Genomic DNA, 14,762 nt, shown 5'->3' with positions numbered 1-14,762 from the left:
TCAAATCCTTTCCTGGCCGATCTCCTCCAGATCATATGGCGTGGTCTGATAGATCTCGTTGATCCAGTTGCCGAAGAACAGGTGTGCATGGCTGCGCCACCGGTTCTGCGGCGGGATTTCCGGGTCGTTATGCGGGAAATAGTTGTGCGGCATCTTGATCGGCACGCCGGCATTCACATCCCGGAAATACTCATCCGCCAGCGATGTGGAATCATACTCCACGTGATTGAACATGTAGAGCCGGTTGCAAGTCCGTTCATGCACGAGGCAGACGCCCATCTCGCTCGAGTCCATCAGTATTTCCAGACCAGGCACTTTTTCGATGTCAGCGCGGCGCACTTCGGTCCAGCGCGAGACCGGAATGGCGAAATCGTCGGAAAAGCCGTTGAGATAGACCGAGGAGGGCTTCAGGTTCTGATGGCGGTAGATGCCGAAGGCCTTCTCCGTCAGCGTATATTTCGGCACTTTGTGGAAATGGTAGATCGCTGCCATCGCACCCCAGCAGACGTTCATCGTCGAATGGACGTTGGTCGTCGTCCAATCCAAGATCTCCTGCATCTCGTTCCAGTAGGTGACGTCCTCATATTCGAGCAGCTCGATCGGCGCGCCGGTTATGATGAAGCCGTCGAACTTACGATGCTTCACTTCCTCCCACGTCTCGTAGAAAGCAAGCAGATGCTCCTGCGAGGTGTTCTTGGCCCTGTGGCCGCCAACGCGCACCAGGGAAAACTCCACCTGCAGCGGCGATGCGCCGACCAGGCGCGCCATCTGGATCTCGGTCTTGATCTTGTTCGGCATGAGGTTGAGAAGCCCGATCTGAAGGGGGCGGATATCCTGACGGAACGCCACCGTTTCGGTCATCACCCGCACACCCTCGTTCTGGAGGGTTTCAAACGCGGGGAGCGTATCGGGAATCTTGATGGGCATCTTTTCACTCGCCAAATACAAAAAAACCGGCCGCGATGAATCGCTACCGGTCCGCACGCGGCCCTTTAGCGACTTATTTAACGTGGCTGCAAGCCGGCCGGCCAAATCACCACAAGGGAAATCTCATAAACCCGACATCTCCGCGGGTCAATGGGGCGAGCGTCGGGGAAAGTCCGGGACTGAGCTCGGAGGCGCGATGTGGCCTACAGATGTTCAATGAGAGCTTCCATGCCATAACCGAGGCGATGCCTGGCAGCCTCGATCGGTAGCCAGAAGAAGCGGAAGCCGATCGGGTCGCCACCGTCGAAAGGCGTCATTTCGTGGTGGAGCCAAGTGGCAGGCGCTCGCTCGGAGATACCGCAGCGGAAATAGTGCCGTTGGTGATAGTAATCGCGGCCGTTCTTTTCGAAACGGTAGTCGTGGACGCCCAGGGAATAGAGTTCGCGCGGCGCAAAACCGGTCTCCTCCTCGAATTCGCGCGCTGCGGCCGCTACAATGTCCTCACCGGATTCGACAGTGCCACCAGGAACTTGGAGCTGGACGGCGGGGAAGTCTGGCTCATCGAATACCAGCAGATGCCGATTCCGAACAGCATAGATCAAAACCTTTACGGCATCGGGTTGCATTATCTACCCTGCCCACGTGCCATGAAGGCCAGCCGCTCGAAGAGGTGCACGTCCTGCTCGTTCTTCAGAAGCGCGCCATGGAGTTTCGGCAATACGTTCTTCGCATCGGCGCGCAGCGTTTCCGGATCGATATCGTCTGCGACCAGCAGGCGGATCCAGTCGAGCGCTTCCGAGGTCGAGGGCTTCTTCTTCAGGCCCGGCACGTCGCGGATTTCGAAGAATTGCGTCAGTGCCGCATGGACGAGCGTCTGCTTGATGCCGGGATAGTGCACCTCGACGATGCGCGTCAGCGTCTGCATGTCGGGGAAGCGAATATAATGAAAGAAACAGCGGCGCAGGAAGGCGTCCGGCAGCTCCTTCTCGTTGTTCGAGGTGATGATGACGATCGGGCGGATCGCGGCCCGGATCGTCTCGCCGGTCTCGTAGACATGGAATTCCATGCGGTCGAGTTCCTGCAGGAGATCGTTCGGGAATTCGATATCGGCCTTGTCGATCTCGTCGATCAGCAGCACGCATTTCTGCGGCGAGGTGAATGCCTGCCAAAGCTTGCCCCGACGGATGTAGTTGCTGACATCATGAACTCTGATGTCGCCGAGCTGGCTGTCGCGCAGGCGCGAAACCGCATCATATTCGTAGAGACCCTGCTGGGCCTTCGTCGTCGATTTGACATTCCACTCGATCAGGTCAAGGCCGAGCGCGGTGGCCACCTGGCGTGCGAGTTCGGTCTTGCCCGTACCGGGTTCGCCCTTTACGAGAAGCGGACGCTCCAGCCTTATGGCGGCATTGACGGCGACCATCAGATCCTTGTCGGCGATATAGTCGGCAGTTCCCTGAAATTGCATCGGAAGGCTTTCTCAATTTTTCAAGCGCAAGCTAATTGCTGGTCTTATTCGGTTTAAGACGCGAAACCGTGTATATAGGAATGTGATCCCACCGATCTATTGCAAGGGTGGACATGAGGGCGGCTCATGATTAACTGACGGGACGCGTGGCAGGGAAGTGCTGATGGCAGTTGATACGCAAGCCAAGCCGAATGGGCAGGGGAACGAGCAGGTCGGATACGATTTGAGCCTCTTCTTTCGGTTGAGGATGATGTTTTCCGCGTTCTGGAATTCGCCGGTCCGCATCAAGCTCATTATTCTCGTCGTCGCGCTTTTCGCAATCATCCTCGTCACGGCCTATGTTCAGGTGCTGCTCAACAATTGGAACGCGCCCTTTTACGATTCGCTGGCAAGACGCGATATCACCGCTTTCTTCCATCAGCTCGGCGTCTTCGGCATCATCGCCGGTTCGCTCCTGGTCCTCAACGTCATCCAGGCCTGGCTTAACCAGATGACCGCGCTGTACATGCGCGAGGGTCTGGCGCGTGATCTCGTCAATCAGTGGCTTCAGGCGAAGCGCGCGCTTCGTCTCGCCTCTTCCGGCCTGATCGGCGTCAATCCCGACCAGCGTCTGCATGAAGATGCTCGCAACCTCGCGGAAAGCACGACCGGGCTTGCCATCGGTCTGGTGCAGGCGACGATCCTGCTGCTGAGCTTTATCGGCGTGCTCTGGGAGCTTTCCAGCGGCATGGTATTCAAAGTCAACGGCATGAGTTTCGCCATCCCCGGCTACATGGTCTGGGCGGCAATCCTCTATGCCGGATCGGCATCGTTCCTCAGCCAATTCGTCGGCCGCCGCCTCGTGCGGCTGAATGCGGATCGCTATTCGAAAGAGGCCGAGCTGCGCTTTGCGCTCATGCATGCCAACGAGCACATGCCGGCGATCACGATTGCCGGCGGCGAAGAGAACGAGCGCCGGCGGATCAATCTCGATATATCGGCCGTGCTTGCCGTCATCCGGCAGCTTGCCATCGCCAATACCAATCTCACCTGGGTGTCCGCCGGCTATGGCTGGCTGGTGCTCATCATTCCGATCCTCGTTGCCGCGCCCGCCTATTTCTCCGGAGGCTTGACCTTCGGTCAGCTGATGGTGGCGGTCGGCGCCTTCAATCAGGTCAATTCGGCGCTGCGCTGGTATGTCGCGAATTTCGGCCCGATCGCCGAATGGCGCGCGACGCTGATGCGCGTGACCGACTTCCGCAAGGCGCTGACGGAGATGGACGACAAGACGCCGATGCCGCACACCCTCGTCTTTGAGAAGGCGGCACCCGGGACGATGGCTTGGACCGATCTGGAAATTTCGACGAAGACCAGCGACGAGGCGACTGAAAACGGCTTCCGAATCGCGGAGGGTACGGTCACGATCAATGCCGGCGAGCATGTGATGATCAATGGCGATCACGGCGTAAACCGCAGGCTGCTGTTCGAGGTGCTGGCGCGCCAGTGGTACAGCGGCTCGGGCACGGTCAGCCTGCCGCCGATGGATGACATGCTCTTCGTGCCGCATACGCCCTATGTGCCGACCGGCACGCTCAGAGAGGCAATCTGTTTTCCGGATGATCCGGACGCCTACGACGATGCCGCTGTCGAGGCCGTCATCGACAAGGTGGGCCTCGGCCGGCTGAAGAGCCGTCTCGATACGCAGGCCCGCTGGGATCGATTGCTCGATACCGAAGAGCAGAAGGCTGTCGGCTTTGCGCATCTGCTGCTCGCGAAGCCGAAATGGATCGTCTTCGATGATGCCATGGATGGGCTCGAGGCTGAAGTTCAGGCGAAGGCTTTTGCTATGCTCACCGAATTGAAGGATGCGACTCTGATCTATATCGGGCGCTCAGAAGCCTTCATGAACTCCATGTCGCCGCGCATCCTGCATCTGCAGTCCTTGGCTCCGCATGAGCACAGCACCGATATGCAAACGCCGCCCGAGACCGCCGGTGCAATGCGGACGGGCGGGAAAAAGGCCAGTGCTCCCTAATACGGTGGGATCCATCTTCTTGTGATCCTCTGGCTTCAACCGCCCAAAACGCAAAACGCCCCGTCGCGAGGACGAGGCGTTTTTCATGCAAGCTATGAGCTTGAGGCTCAGTCCTTGGCGCGCTCGACGTAGGAATTGTCTTCCGTGGCGATGACGACGCGGGTGCCGGCGGTAATGTGCGGCGGCACCAGGGTGCGGATGCCGTTCGACAGTATGGCGGGCTTGTAGGAAGACGATGCTGTCTGGCCCTTCACGACCGGCTCTGTCTCGCTGATTTCGAGCGTGACATGGCGCGGCAGTTCGATCGCGAGCGGGATGCCTTCGTGGATCGACAGGATGCAGGTCATGCCTTCCTGGAGATAGGCCTTCTGGTCGCCCATGGTTTCGACGTCGACCACAACCTGGTCGTAGGTGGCCGGGTTCATGAAGTGGAAGCCTTCGCCGTCTTCATAGAGGTACTGGAAGTTCACGTCTTCGACGAAGGCGCGCTCGACCTGTTCGGTGGTGCGCCAACGCTCAGAGACCTTCACGCCGTCGACGATGCGGCGCATGTCGACCTGGGTAACCGGCGTACCCTTGCCCGGATGAAAGTTCTGAGCGGTGAGAACGACGTAGAGCTTGCCGTCGACATCGAGAACGTTGCCCTTGCGGACCGAAGAGGCGATGACCTTGACCATAAGACTTCCTTGTAACGCTGCGTTTTGCGTCGTAGAGGGACTGTCGAAATGCTCTCCGAGACGCAGCAATTGTTTGCTTGGGGGCGCAACTACCCTAAATCAATGGAAATTGCCACCCCCTTGCGTGGCTCGTGCCCCGAAGAAAGCTAGGAATGAAGCCAAAGACGAGCAAAGCGTCCCCCTGGTGGACCCGCAATGTCCATGCGGACCGGCGGCCGTTCCTCATCGGCCGCAATGCCATTCAGGCTGCGTTGCGGGTTTTCTTCGCGCGCAACGACTTCATCGAGGTCGATACGGCGACACTGCAGGTATCGCCCGGCAACGAGGCCCATCTGCATGCTTTCGTGACGGAGGCGGTGACGACGGATGGCAAAACGCTGCCCCTCTATCTGCACACCTCACCGGAATTTTCCTGCAAGAAGCTGCTTGCGGCGGGCGAGGAGCGCATCGCCTGCTTTTCCCATGTCTACCGCAATCGCGAGCGCGGGCCGCTGCATCATCCGGAATTCACCATGCTGGAATGGTACCGGGCAGGAGAGAGCTACGAGGCCCTCATGGCCGATTGCGCCGCAATCCTGGGGCTTGCTGCCGAGACGGTCGGGGCGAAGAAATTCAGCTATCGCGGCGCGGAGACCGATCCGTTCCTCCAGCCCGAGCGCATCAGCGTCGCAGCCGCTTTCGAACGTTATGCCGGCATCGATCTCTTTGCCTCCATCGGTCTCGACGGATCGACGGATCGCGAGCGTCTGGCAGCGGATATGCGGCAGGCTGGCATCCGCGTTGCCGACGACGATCTTTGGCAGGATCTTTTCAGCCGGGTGCTGGTTGAGAAGATTGAGCCGAATCTAGGCTTCGGCCGCGCAACGATCCTCGATGAATATCCCGTTTCCGAAGCGGCGCTTGCCCGGCCGTCGGCAGCCGACCACCGCGTTGCCGAGCGTTTCGAGCTCTACGCCTGCGGCGTGGAGCTTGCCAATGCCTTTGGCGAGCTCACCAACGCCGAGGAGCAGCGCCGCCGGTTCGAGATCGAGATGGCGGAAAAGCAGCGCGTCTATGGCGAGACCTATCCGCTGGACGAGGAGTTTCTGGAGGCGCTTGCCGTCATGCCTGACGCAAGCGGCATCGCGCTGGGTTTCGACCGGCTCGTGATGCTGGCAACCGGCGCTTCGCGGGTCGAACAGGTGCTGTGGGCACCAGTCGCGGAGTATGACGCATGAATGTGATGCGCCCAATCCGGACTATCGGCGAACTTGAGCGCGCCGGGCTGATCGACGCCGACCAGGCAGTGGCGCTCGAAGCCGTGGCGGAGCGCTACGCCGTCGCCTTGACGCCGACCGTGACGCGACTGATCGACGCCGAAAACCCTGTCGATCCCATAGCCCGGCAGTTCGTGCCTGATGCGGCGGAACTCCTCGTCACCCCGGAGGAGCGGGCCGATCCGATCGGCGATCACGCGCATAGCCCGGTCGAGGGTATCGTCCACCGCTATCCCGACCGTGTGCTTCTGAAGGCCGTGCATGTCTGCCCGGTCTATTGCCGCTTTTGCTTCCGCCGCGAGATGGTCGGACCGCAGGGGCTCGGGACGCTGGACGGCGCTGCGCTTGACGGCGCCTTTGCCTATATCCGCGAGCACAAGGAGATCTGGGAGGTCATTCTGACCGGCGGCGATCCGCTGGTGCTTTCACCGCGGCGCCTGGAAGAGATTCTCGGGCAGCTTGCCGAGATCGACCATGTGAAGATCGTCCGCTTCCACACCCGCATCCTCGTCGTAGATCCTTTGCGGGTCGATGCGGCGCTGATTGCGGCACTGAAGGCGAGCGGCAAGACCATCTATGTGGCGCTGCATGCCAATCATCCGCGGGAGATGACGGAGGAGGCGCGCTCTGCCTGCGCCCGGCTGGTCGATGCGGGAATCGTGCTTATCAGCCAGTCGGTTCTGTTGAAGGGCGTCAATGACGATCCGGAGGTGCTGGCGGCGCTGATGAGGGCTTTCGTCGAAACCCGGGTGAAACCCTATTATCTGCATCATCCGGACCTTGCGCCCGGCACCAGCCACTTCCGCCTCACGATCGCCGAAGGGCAGGCAATTGTAGCAAGCCTGCGCGGTCGCATTTCCGGCCTTTGCCAACCGACCTACATTCTCGATATTCCCGGCGGCTACGGCAAGGCGGATATCGGGCAAACGTCGGTGCGGGAGCTGCGCGAAGGCTGCTATTCGATTTCGGACTATCGCGGCGGCGGCCATATCTATCCGCCGGAAGGCTAGGGGCGGCCTTTGTCCTGCAGGCCTATACTTTCACTGACGCTCTGATTGTTATGACGTTTTTTGAATGAAACGTGGTGGCGAATTTTGGTACGTTAACCTTCTTTCACCTCTCGACATTCCAAAAATCGTCATTCCTTAATATTAGAGATTTTCGATATTCGTGCTTGAGCCGCGTGTTAGATGGCTTACGCTTGGTAAATTTCAATCAGGTAAGTATCGAATATAGCAATTTTACACGAAGCATAAGTTGGTTGTATTTACCACGTCGCTTAGCGGAATGTTCTATTTTGCCTGTTACTTCTCGGCGAAGAATAAGACTGCGTAACTGCAGTTATGCTTGCCATTGCCAGAAGGGACTAGACTATGAACAAGACGATTCGCGATTTGCTGGCCAAGTTCGGCGCGCTTCCCGTTGCTGTCGATCAGATCGAAGACGATGCTGATCTTTATGCGACGGGGCTGTCTTCCTTCGCTTCCGTACAGCTGATGCTCGGCATCGAGGAAGCCTTCGACATCGAATTCCCGGACAACCTGCTGAACCGCAAGTCTTTCGCCAGCATCGCCGCGATCGAAAGAACCGTCGGCATGATCCTGGACAGCAGAAAGGTCGCCTGATGACTGCGGCGGTCGCTCTACTCGAGGTTGGGACGGGCGAGGGAGCGGCGGTGCGCGCCGCCCGCGTCGCAGCGATCGCCAGCCAACACGCCGATGCCGTCGACGCCGAGGGCCGGTTCCCACGCGAAGCAGTCGACGCGATGCGCGCCGAAAAGCTGCTCTCCATCCAGATCCCCGCCGATCTCGGCGGCGAAGGCGCGTCGATGACCGAAATCGCCGAGCTTTGCTCGATCCTCGGTCAGGCTTGCGCCGCCAGCGCCATGGTCTTCGCCATGCATCAGATCAAGCTTTCGAGCCTGGTCGAGCACGGCGTCGACAGCGATTGGCATCGTGATTTCATGCGCCGTATCGCCAGGGAACAGCTGCTGCTTGCCTCTGCGACGACCGAGGGCGGGATCGGCGGCAACCTGCGCAACAGTATCTGCGCCATCAATGTCGAAGGCGATACCTGCACCCTCGAAAAGGATGCGACCGTCATTTCCTATGGCGCTCATGCCGACGCCATTCTGATCACCTCGCGCAGCCATGCCGAGGCGGCGTCCTCCGATCAGGTACTGACCTGCTTCCTGAAAGATCAATACGACATCAAGCGCACCGTCGAGTGGAACACGCTCGGCATGCGTGGCACCTGTTCCGACGGCTTCCTGTTTAAGGGAAAGGCTCCGGCCAAGCAGATCCTGCCGAAGCCCTTTGCCGAGATCGCCGCACAGTCGATGCTCGCAAGCTCGCATCTGCTCTGGAGCGGTGTGTGGTACGGCATTGCCGCCGATGCGGTTTCCCGCGCGCAGGCTTTCGTGCGGGCTGCTGCCCGCAAGTCTCCCGGCGCGCCGCCGCCCGGCGCGCTACGTCTGGCTGAAGCATCCAGCATGCTGCAGATGGTGAAATCCAATGTGGTCGCGGGGCTCAAGGCCTATGAAGAGGCGAAGCTCGACGCGGACCGCCTGTCGTCGATGGCCTTTGCCGTGGCGATGAACAACGTCAAGATCGCATCATCGGAGATGATCCTGCCGATCATCAACCATGCGATGCTGATCTGCGGCATCATGGGCTACAAGAACGGTACGCCCTACAGCCTCGGCCGCCACCTGCGCGACGCGCATTCGGCACAATTGATGATCTCGAACGACCGCATTCTCGGCAATACGTCGACCATGCTGCTCGTCCACAAACAAGATACCAGCCTGTTGGGGTAACCGTCATGGATATGCAAACATCGTTTCTCGACCGTCTTTTCGATTCCGGCCTGTTGATCGACACTGGCGTCGATGGTCTCTACGGCCGCAGCGGCCAGTTCGAAGACGTGATTTCCGCCTTCGAGCGTCTGATCGACACGTTCGGCGGTGCGGACGGCGCTGAAGCCATCCGCTTTCCGCCCGGCATGAACCGCGCCTTCTTTGAGACGAGCGGCTACATGAAGAGCTTCCCGCAGCTTGCCGGCACGGTGCACAGCTTCTGCGGCAACGAGCTCGACCATATGAGCCTCTTGAAGTGCATGGAAGTCGGCGACGACTGGACGAAAGACCAGCAAGCGACCGATATCGTGCTGACGCCCGCCGCCTGCTATCCGCTCTATCCGACCGTTGCCAAGCGCGGCGCCATTCCGGAAGACGGCGCGCTCTATGATCTGCAATCCTATTGCTTCCGCCACGAGCCCTCCAAGGATCCGGCCCGTCAGCAGCTCTTCCGCATGCGCGAATATGTCTGCATGGGCAGCGAAAAGCATGTGACGGATTTCCGCCAGAGCTGGATGGATCGCGGTGTCGAGATGATGAAGGCCGTCGGTCTCGATGTGACCATCGATGTCGCCAACGACCCATTCTTCGGCCGCGCCGGCAAGATGCTCGCCAACAACCAGCGCGACCAGAACCTGAAGTTCGAGCTGTTGATCCCGATCACCTCGACCGCCAAGCCGACCGCCTGCATGAGCTTCAACTATCATCAGGATGCCTTTGGCACGAAGTGGGGCCTGAACTTTGCCGATGGTAGCGTCGTGCATACGGCCTGCGTCGGCTTTGGCCTGGAGCGCATCGCGCTGGCGCTGTTCCACACTCATGGTCTCGACACCAAGGAATGGCCCGAGAGCGTGCGCAAGGCGCTGTGGGGCTGATCGCACCCATGGCTTCCGTGTTTCAGGGGCTGGATCCCGCCGCCTACAAGCCACATGCACTGCACGACAGCGAGCGCATGTGGCCCGAGACCAACTGCTATATCGATCTCTGGATCGAGGTTCTTTCGAGCCTGAAGCTGCCGCCGGAAGCCATGCTCGGCTTCACGGTGACGCAGGATTTCGAGGGCGACCAGTTCACCTTCTTCAAGGTGCCGCTCGAGGATCTGGAAGCGCTCTATGGCGTGCGCTGCACCGAGCTTGCGATCTACGACAAGGTTCAGAACCATGTCGCCGAGCAGATCGGCCGTGGCAGGCTCTGCCTGGTGGAGATGGATTCCTTCTTCATGCCGGATACTCAAGGGGTCGGCTATCGCCGCGAACACGGCAAGACGACGGTCGCGATCAACCGGCTCGACATGCAGGGCCGCACGCTCGATTACTTCCACAATGGCGGGTTCTTCAGCCTGTCCGGCGAGGATTTCGACGGGCTTTTCCAGCTGCATCTGACGGATGGGGATCTGCCCTTCCTGCCCTATACGGAATTTGCGAAATTCCCGGAGACGGCACCGGCCGACGCTGCGATCCGTCAGACGGCACGACAGCTTTTGTCTTTCCATTTCCGCCGTCGTCCGCTGGCCAATCCGATCCGCGCTTTCGCGGAGGTTTTCCCTACGCAGGTGGAAGCGGTCGCCGAACGGCCATTCGGTTTCTTCCATAAATATGCCTTCAACACGTTGCGTCAGCTCGGCGCCAATTTCGAGCTTGCCGGCAGTCATTTCGACTGGCTTTCGACCGATCTGTCTGAAGCGGTGGCCGAGGCGCGGAAAATTTCCGAGACTGCGAAGTCGGTGCAGTTCCAGCTTGCCCGCGCCATCACACGCAAGAAATTCGAGCCGCTGCGTACGGCCCTTGATCCGGCTGCCGATGCGTGGGATGCCATGATGAGCGAACTCGAACGGAAGCTCTAATCGGCTTCCGTTGGATCGCGATACGGCTGGGTTATTTCTGAACATATTGGGGCGGGGGCAATCCCTCGAAAAATGTCATGGGCGGGCGCTTGGCGGATCTCGGCGATGGAATGCGGCTGAGCGAAGGCTGGAATCTGGTATTGACGGAGGCGGGCACCTGCCTCTCGCCCTCCGATGTGCCGCTGGCGTCTGGCTTCATTCCAGCGCCGGTGCCGGGCACGGTGGCGGAAGCCTTGGAAAGGGCCGGTCGTTTCGACCGGACGAGGCCGCAGCCTCTTCACGACCGTGATGCCTGGTATATCTGCCGTCTGGTGGATTCTGACGCCGGTGAGGCGGTCTTGCGGCTCGAGGGGCTCGCGACGCTTTGCGAAGTCTTCCTCAACGGCCAGAAAATCCTCGTCTCCGAAAGCATGTTCGAGGCCCATGACGTCGATGTTACCCTCCTTGGCGGCGACGAGCTGGCGCTCTGCTTCCGCGCGCTGGAGCCGAAGCTTTTGGAGCCTGGGCCGCGTGCCCGTTGGCGGCCGCAGATGATCACGCCGCAGGGTCTGCGGATGGTGCGCACGACGCTGCTGGGCCACATGCCCGGCTGGTGCCCGGAGGTTCAGGCCGTCGGTCCTTGGCGGCCGATTTCGCTGCTGCGGCCGAATGCGCCTGTTATTCGTGATCTCTCCTTGCGGCCGGACCTGCTCGAGAACGGTGAAGGTCGGCTCTATGCTTCGCTCTCGATCGAGGGCGATGTTGAAGAGCTCCTTTTGCGCTGCGGTGAGACGGAACAGGCGTTTGAGAAGGATGGTGCGGGGCGCTATACCGCAATCTTGAAAATTCCCGATGTCGTGCCGTGGTGGCCGCATACGCATGGCGTGCCGCAGCTCCATGATGTCACGCTCGTCGTCGATGGCGTGGAGCATGCGCTCGGACAGACCGGGTTTCGGCGGCTATCGGTCGATCGTGGCGCCGATGGGCAGGATTTCGTTGTCATCGTCAATGGCGAGCGGATTTTCTGCCGAGGTGCTGTCTGGACTACGGCGGATATCGTGCGCCTGCGCGGCGACCGCGGTGATTACGAGGGCTGGCTGCGGCTGGCGGCGGAAGCCGGCATGAACATGATCCGCATCGGCGGCACCACGGCCTATGAGACGCCGGAGTTCTTCCGCATCTGCGACGAACTTGGTCTGATGGTCTGGCAGGATTTCATGTTCGCCAATTTCGACTATCCGAAGAACGACAAGGCGTTCAGCGCCCATGTCGAAACGGAGGTTTCGCAGTTTTTGGGTCGGACGCGCCTCTCGCCTTGCCTGGCTATCCTTTGCGGTGGCAGCGAGATCCATCAGCAGGCGGCCATGATGGGCCTGCCCGAACAGTTCTGGAAGAGCCCCGTTGTCGAGGAGATCATCCCGCCACTGGTGCAATCGCTGCGGCCGGACGTGCCCTATGTCGTCAATTCGCCGTCCGGCGGGGCCATGCCGTTTTCTTCGAATGTTGGCGTCACGCATTATTACGGCGTCGGCGCCTATATGCGGCCGCTTGCCGATGCCCGCCGCGCCGATGTTCGCTTCGCCGCCGAGAGCCTGGCTTTCGCGCACGTGCCGCAAGCCCGCACGCTCGGCCAGCACCTGCCGGTTCCGGCAGTCCATAGCCCGCTATGGAAAGAGCGCGTGCCGCGCGATCGCGGCGCGTCCTGGGATTTCGAGGATGTGCGTGATCATTATCTTCAGGAGCTTTACGGCTTCGAGCCAAACCGGCTACGGCGGGAAGACCCGGATTTCTATCTCAACCTCTCCCGTGCGGTAACCGGCGAGGTGGCCGAGGAGACCTATGCCGAGTGGCGCCGCCAAGGTTCCGGCTGCAACGGTGCCCTCGTCTGGACGCTGCAGGATCTGCTTCCCGGCGCCGGTTGGGGCGTGATCGATTCGACGGGGGAGCCGAAGCCGGTCTGGTACGGGCTGCGCCGAGCCTTCCGGCCGGTGCAGGTGCTGCTCATGGATGAAGGCACGAACGGCCTCGACGTGCATGTCATCAACGAGAGCGATGCGGCGCTCGATCTGACCGTCGAGGTATCCTGCCTGCGCGACGGCCGTCAGATCGTCGTCGGTGGCGGGCGCGATCTGGTGCTCGATGCCCGAAGCAAGCAAAAGATAGCCTGCACTGATCTTTTCGGCGCCTTCTTCGATACGACCTATGCGTTCCGTTTCGGACCGCCATCGCATGATGTGACAGTGGCGCGGCTGACAGCTCCTGCGACCGGTACTGTGATCGCCCAGGCCTTTTACTTCCCGCTCGGGCGCACAAAGGCGTTCCACGATGCGGAGATCACGGCGTCGGCAGTGCAGGAGGGTGAAGACTGGTTCCTCGAGTTGAGCAGCGATCGGTTGGCGCAATCGGTGCAAATCGACCTGGAAGCTTATCGCGCCGAGGATGACTGGTTCCATCTTGCACCAGGCAGCCGGCGACTTCGGCTGTACCGACGGGAGGGCGTTCCGGCCGATGTCATTCCATCCGGCCAGATCCGCACGGTCGGCAGCCGGCGGATCGTCGAGGTTTGAGCGCCTATCTCGCCAGCCAGGGGCGGGATAACTCCGTGCCCGCCGCCAGCTCCATCACAAAGTCATGCCATCCGGGCCGAACAGATGGCAGCGCTCGGGATCGATATGGATGCTGACCGTTTCGCCGGCGCGGATGCTCTGTTGATCTTCCAGCGCGACCGTCAGTGCCTGGCCGCCATGCAGCGTGACGTAGAGGATGGTCTGGCCGCCGAGGTGCTCGACGAGATCGACGCGTGCGCTACCGAGCCCTACGCCGCGATCGCCGACGTTCAAATGTTCCGGGCGCGCGCCAAGCGTCACGGGCTGTCCGGGCTGGAGACCACCGAGCCGGCGCGGCAGGCGCACGGTTTGGCCGGCGAGATCGATGACGGCGGAGCCGTCGTCAGAGGCGACGATCTTCGCATCGAGGAAGTTCATCTTCGGCGAGCCGATGAAGCCGGCGACGAACTTGTTCTTCGGCCTGTTGTAGAGGTCAAGGGGAGCGCCGACCTGCTCGATCTTGCCGCCATTGAGCACGACGATCTTGTCGGCCATGGTCATGGCTTCCGTCTGGTCGTGGGTGACATAGATCATGGTGTTGCCGAGCCGCTGGTGCAGGCGGGCAATCTCGACGCGCATCTGCACACGCAGTTCGGCATCGAGATTCGAGAGCGGCTCGTCGAAGAGGAAGATGTTGGGCTCGCGCACGATGGCGCGGCCGATGGCGACGCGCTGGCGCTGGCCACCGGAAAGCTGCTTCGGCTTGCGCTGCAGCAGCTGCTTGATCTGCAGGATCTCGGCCGCCTTTTCGACGCGGGGCTGGATTTCCTGCTTCTTCATGCCGGCAGTTTCGAGGCCAAAGGCCAGGTTCTTGTAGACGGTCATATGCGGATAGAGCGCATAGGACTGGAAGACCATGGCGATGCCGCGCTTGGAAGCGGGGACATCGTTCATGCGGCTACCGTCGAGATAGAGGCCGCCGCCCGAAATCGGCTCCAGCCCGGCGATCATGCGCAGGAGCGTGGACTTGCCGCAGCCGGATGGGCCGACGAAAACGGTGAACTCTCCCGGTTCGATTTCCAGATCGATCCCGTGAACCACCTGAAGCTCGCCATAGCGCTTGATAACTTTCTGCAGCGATACGCTTGTCGCCATGGGTGCTTCCTCCTTCTTGGTTCCGATGGCTCGCGGAGCA

At 60.6% G+C, this 14,762-nt stretch carries 13 protein-coding genes and 1 riboswitch; of the genes, 8 read left to right on the top strand and 5 right to left on the bottom strand.

All coding sequences use genetic code 11. From position 1 onward, the window contains the following. The 3 genes from metA to FHX05_RS23555 form a co-directional block, all read right to left on the bottom strand. Window positions 1-927: a homoserine O-succinyltransferase gene (metA, locus tag FHX05_RS23565; RefSeq protein WP_183874852.1), complete on the bottom strand. Its 927-nt coding sequence runs from the start codon at window positions 925-927 to the stop codon at window positions 1-3. A 45-nt stretch (window positions 928-972) separates the two neighbouring features. Beyond that, window positions 973-1,050: riboswitch (SAM riboswitch) on the bottom strand. Window positions 1,051-1,130: 80 nt separating this feature from the next. Next, window positions 1,131-1,553, bottom strand: a complete 423-nt coding sequence (locus tag FHX05_RS23560) for an NUDIX domain-containing protein (RefSeq protein WP_183874850.1) — start codon at window positions 1,551-1,553, stop codon at window positions 1,131-1,133. Beyond that, entirely contained in the window at window positions 1,553-2,395 is an 843-nt protein-coding gene (locus tag FHX05_RS23555; protein ID WP_183712673.1) for a MoxR family ATPase, read from the bottom strand. Before FHX05_RS23555 ends, FHX05_RS23560 begins: the two co-directional genes overlap by 1 nt. 163 nt (window positions 2,396-2,558) lie before the next feature. Here FHX05_RS23555 and FHX05_RS23550 point away from each other — a divergent pair, with 163 nt between their 5' ends. After that, the gene (locus tag FHX05_RS23550; RefSeq protein WP_183874849.1) at window positions 2,559-4,409 is read left to right on the top strand and encodes an ABC transporter ATP-binding protein/permease; all 1,851 of its coding nucleotides are present in this window, start codon (window positions 2,559-2,561) and stop codon (window positions 4,407-4,409) included. Between the two features lie 107 nt (window positions 4,410-4,516). Here FHX05_RS23550 and efp read toward each other — a convergent pair whose 3' ends face one another. Then, the gene (efp, locus tag FHX05_RS23545) at window positions 4,517-5,086 is read right to left on the bottom strand and encodes an elongation factor P (RefSeq protein WP_015341611.1); all 570 of its coding nucleotides are present in this window, start codon (window positions 5,084-5,086) and stop codon (window positions 4,517-4,519) included. Window positions 5,087-5,238: 152 nt separating this feature from the next. On the opposite strand from efp, the gene epmA reads away from it, so the two are divergent. The 7 genes from epmA (at window position 5,239) to FHX05_RS23510 (ending at window position 13,588) form a co-directional block, all read left to right on the top strand. Next, a complete protein-coding gene (gene epmA / locus FHX05_RS23540) occupies window positions 5,239-6,303 on the top strand; it encodes an EF-P lysine aminoacylase EpmA (protein WP_183874847.1) in 1,065 nt (354 codons plus the stop codon). Then, window positions 6,300-7,352 (top strand): lysine-2,3-aminomutase-like protein, encoded by a 1,053-nt coding sequence (locus FHX05_RS23535; RefSeq protein WP_183874845.1) that lies wholly within the window; start codon window positions 6,300-6,302, stop codon window positions 7,350-7,352. The genes epmA and FHX05_RS23535 overlap by 4 nt, the downstream gene beginning before the upstream one ends. Window positions 7,353-7,715: 363 nt before the next feature. Continuing rightward, on the top strand, window positions 7,716-7,967 hold the full coding sequence (locus FHX05_RS23530) for an acyl carrier protein (RefSeq protein ID WP_106999433.1): 252 nt from the start codon (window positions 7,716-7,718) through the stop codon (window positions 7,965-7,967). After that, window positions 7,967-9,160 (top strand): acyl-CoA dehydrogenase family protein, encoded by a 1,194-nt coding sequence (locus FHX05_RS23525; protein WP_112606730.1) that lies wholly within the window; start codon window positions 7,967-7,969, stop codon window positions 9,158-9,160. The genes FHX05_RS23530 and FHX05_RS23525 overlap by 1 nt, the downstream gene beginning before the upstream one ends. A 5-nt stretch (window positions 9,161-9,165) precedes the next feature. Continuing rightward, the gene (locus FHX05_RS23520) at window positions 9,166-10,074 is read left to right on the top strand and encodes an amino acid--[acyl-carrier-protein] ligase (protein WP_183874843.1); all 909 of its coding nucleotides are present in this window, start codon (window positions 9,166-9,168) and stop codon (window positions 10,072-10,074) included. An 8-nt stretch (window positions 10,075-10,082) separates the two neighbouring features. Then, entirely contained in the window at window positions 10,083-11,042 is a 960-nt protein-coding gene (locus FHX05_RS23515) for a DUF1839 family protein (protein WP_183874841.1), read from the top strand. Between the two features lie 77 nt (window positions 11,043-11,119). Continuing rightward, complete coding sequence (locus tag FHX05_RS23510) at window positions 11,120-13,588, top strand: glycoside hydrolase family 2 protein (RefSeq protein WP_183874839.1); 2,469 nt, start codon at window positions 11,120-11,122, stop codon at window positions 13,586-13,588. 54 nt (window positions 13,589-13,642) lie between these two features. On the opposite strand, the gene ugpC is transcribed toward FHX05_RS23510, so the two are convergent. After that, entirely contained in the window at window positions 13,643-14,722 is a 1,080-nt protein-coding gene (gene ugpC / locus FHX05_RS23505) for a sn-glycerol-3-phosphate ABC transporter ATP-binding protein UgpC (protein WP_112607036.1), read from the bottom strand. Window positions 14,723-14,762: the final 40 nt, after the last annotated feature.

The sequence above is a fragment of the Rhizobium sp. BK491 genome, assembly GCF_014194925.1.
Classification (GTDB): Bacteria; Pseudomonadota; Alphaproteobacteria; order Rhizobiales; family Rhizobiaceae; genus Rhizobium.
This window is presented reverse-complemented; position numbering and strand designations above follow the sequence as displayed.

What these genes read in the sequence shown, in the direction of transcription:
- FHX05_RS23560 (WP_183874850.1), bottom strand. Translation starts at nt 1,553, where the DNA reads ATGCAACCCGATGCCGTAAAGGTTTTGATCTATGCTGTTCGGAATCGG.
- ugpC (WP_112607036.1), bottom strand. Translation starts at nt 14,722, where the DNA reads ATGGCGACAAGCGTATCGCTGCAGAAAGTTATCAAGCGCTATGGCGAG.
- epmA (WP_183874847.1), top strand. Translation starts at nt 5,239, where the DNA reads ATGAAGCCAAAGACGAGCAAAGCGTCCCCCTGGTGGACCCGCAATGTC.
- FHX05_RS23550 (WP_183874849.1), top strand. Translation starts at nt 2,559, where the DNA reads ATGGCAGTTGATACGCAAGCCAAGCCGAATGGGCAGGGGAACGAGCAG.
- metA (WP_183874852.1), bottom strand. Translation starts at nt 927, where the DNA reads ATGCCCATCAAGATTCCCGATACGCTCCCCGCGTTTGAAACCCTCCAG.
- FHX05_RS23525 (WP_112606730.1), top strand. Translation starts at nt 7,967, where the DNA reads ATGACTGCGGCGGTCGCTCTACTCGAGGTTGGGACGGGCGAGGGAGCG.
- FHX05_RS23520 (WP_183874843.1), top strand. Translation starts at nt 9,166, where the DNA reads ATGGATATGCAAACATCGTTTCTCGACCGTCTTTTCGATTCCGGCCTG.
- FHX05_RS23515 (WP_183874841.1), top strand. Translation starts at nt 10,083, where the DNA reads ATGGCTTCCGTGTTTCAGGGGCTGGATCCCGCCGCCTACAAGCCACAT.
- FHX05_RS23530 (WP_106999433.1), top strand. Translation starts at nt 7,716, where the DNA reads ATGAACAAGACGATTCGCGATTTGCTGGCCAAGTTCGGCGCGCTTCCC.
- FHX05_RS23535 (WP_183874845.1), top strand. Translation starts at nt 6,300, where the DNA reads ATGAATGTGATGCGCCCAATCCGGACTATCGGCGAACTTGAGCGCGCC.
- FHX05_RS23555 (WP_183712673.1), bottom strand. Translation starts at nt 2,395, where the DNA reads ATGCAATTTCAGGGAACTGCCGACTATATCGCCGACAAGGATCTGATG.
- FHX05_RS23510 (WP_183874839.1), top strand. Translation starts at nt 11,120, where the DNA reads ATGGGCGGGCGCTTGGCGGATCTCGGCGATGGAATGCGGCTGAGCGAA.
- efp (WP_015341611.1), bottom strand. Translation starts at nt 5,086, where the DNA reads ATGGTCAAGGTCATCGCCTCTTCGGTCCGCAAGGGCAACGTTCTCGAT.